The sequence below is a fragment of the Helicobacter pylori genome, assembly GCF_006440215.1.
GTDB lineage: Bacteria > Campylobacterota > Campylobacteria > Campylobacterales > Helicobacteraceae > Helicobacter > Helicobacter pylori_CS.
Window position 1 is genome coordinate 1 of the sequence record NZ_VEZH01000035.1, and the last position, 1,443, is coordinate 1,443.

Here is a 1,443-nt window from a genome sequence, read left to right on the forward strand (position 1 = left end):
CATTAACACGAATTACTATTCTTTTCTAGACACCAAACTAGAATATAGAAGGCTTTATAGCGTGTATCTCAATTATGTGTTTGCTTATTAAAAGCTCTCTTTTTTAAAATAGGGGGAGCTTCATCAAATCTATTTTGATAGTTATCAATATTTGATGAAAATAAAGTCAAAAACAAAATAAACCAAATCACCCAATTATCTTTGATAATTGGGTGATTTAAGAAAATCGTTCAATACTCTTCAAACATTTCTTGGATTTTTGCCTTATCATTCGTTTTAGTTAGAGCGAGTTGTAAAAGCACTCTGGCTTTTTGGGGGTTTAAATTGTCGCTTGTGATGAAACCATAAGCCTTGTCATCAATCTCGCCTGAAGTAACTTCACCGCTATTTACCCTGCTAGAACGAACAATAACCACCCCCATTTGGCTCGCTTCTTGCATCGCTTTTAAAAACCCAGCACTCACATTCCCATTACCCACCCCAGCTATCACAACGCCTTTTGCATGCGAGTTTAGGCTCGCTTGGAATAAATCAGGGGTCATGCCGGCATGCGTGTAAATAATATCCACTTTAGGCAGGGGGGTTTTGAGTTGTGAAAGGGAAAATTCGCTCTCTGTGGTGTGTTTTCTCAAAGGTTGCATGTAATAGCGCGTTTTGCCATAATACACGCTCCCTATCGCGCCACTATTTAAGGCTTTAAAGGTGGAAGTGTGGGTGGTGTGCGTTTTAGCCACTTCCCTAGCGCTAAAAATATTATCGTCCATCACCACCAACACGCCTTTATTCGTGCTTTTTTCATTAGTCGCTACGCTCAGCGCGTTATACAAATTCAAAGCCCCATCCGCGCTCAAAGAAGCAGCATTACGCATCGCTCCCACCAGCACGACCGGTTTTGTGGAGTGTAAAACCAAGTTTAAAAAATACGCGCTCTCTTCTAAAGTGTCCGTGCCATGCGTGATCACCACGCCTTGAATACGGCTATTATCTAGCAATTCTTGGGCGCGTTTGGCGAGTTTGAACCATACCTCTTCAGTCATGTCTTGTGAGCCGATGTTAGAAATCTGCTCCCCTTGAATGCGAGCGATCTTGTTGAGACTGGGGATAGCCTTAAGAAGCTCTTTGACGCCCAACTCACCACTCTTATAACTACCTAAATTCGCACTCGCACCACTCCCTGCAATCGTCCCTCCTGTCGCCAGTAAAGCAATCGTGGGTAAATTTTGAGCCATAACCTGCCCCTTCAAACAAAATAAAAGAATCAACAATTTCAAAAATATTCTCATTATAGACCACCTTTTGAAATTTAAAAGGTTTTATAGTATAGTAAAACATCGTTAAAATAAATTTAAAAAGAGTTAATGGTGGATACCTTTTTTCAGATTGTAGTGTTACTTTTTTCGCTTTTTTTAGGGGCAAGACTAGGGGGCTTGGGAGTGGGCTATG

2 protein-coding genes are annotated in these 1,443 nt (G+C 41.0%); one reads left to right on the top strand and one right to left on the bottom strand.

The genetic code is table 11. The annotated features are described in order from the left end of the window. A partial coding sequence (locus tag FIM44_RS08940) for an outer membrane beta-barrel protein (protein WP_140579552.1) occupies positions 1 to 91 on the top strand: 91 nt, incomplete at its 5' end. Positions 92 to 230: 139 nt separating this feature from the next. Here FIM44_RS08940 and FIM44_RS08375 read toward each other — a convergent pair. Continuing rightward, positions 231 to 1,283 (bottom strand): type II asparaginase, encoded by a 1,053-nt coding sequence (locus FIM44_RS08375; RefSeq protein WP_140579754.1) that lies wholly within the window; start codon positions 1,281 to 1,283, stop codon positions 231 to 233. Positions 1,284 to 1,443: the final 160 nt, after the last annotated feature.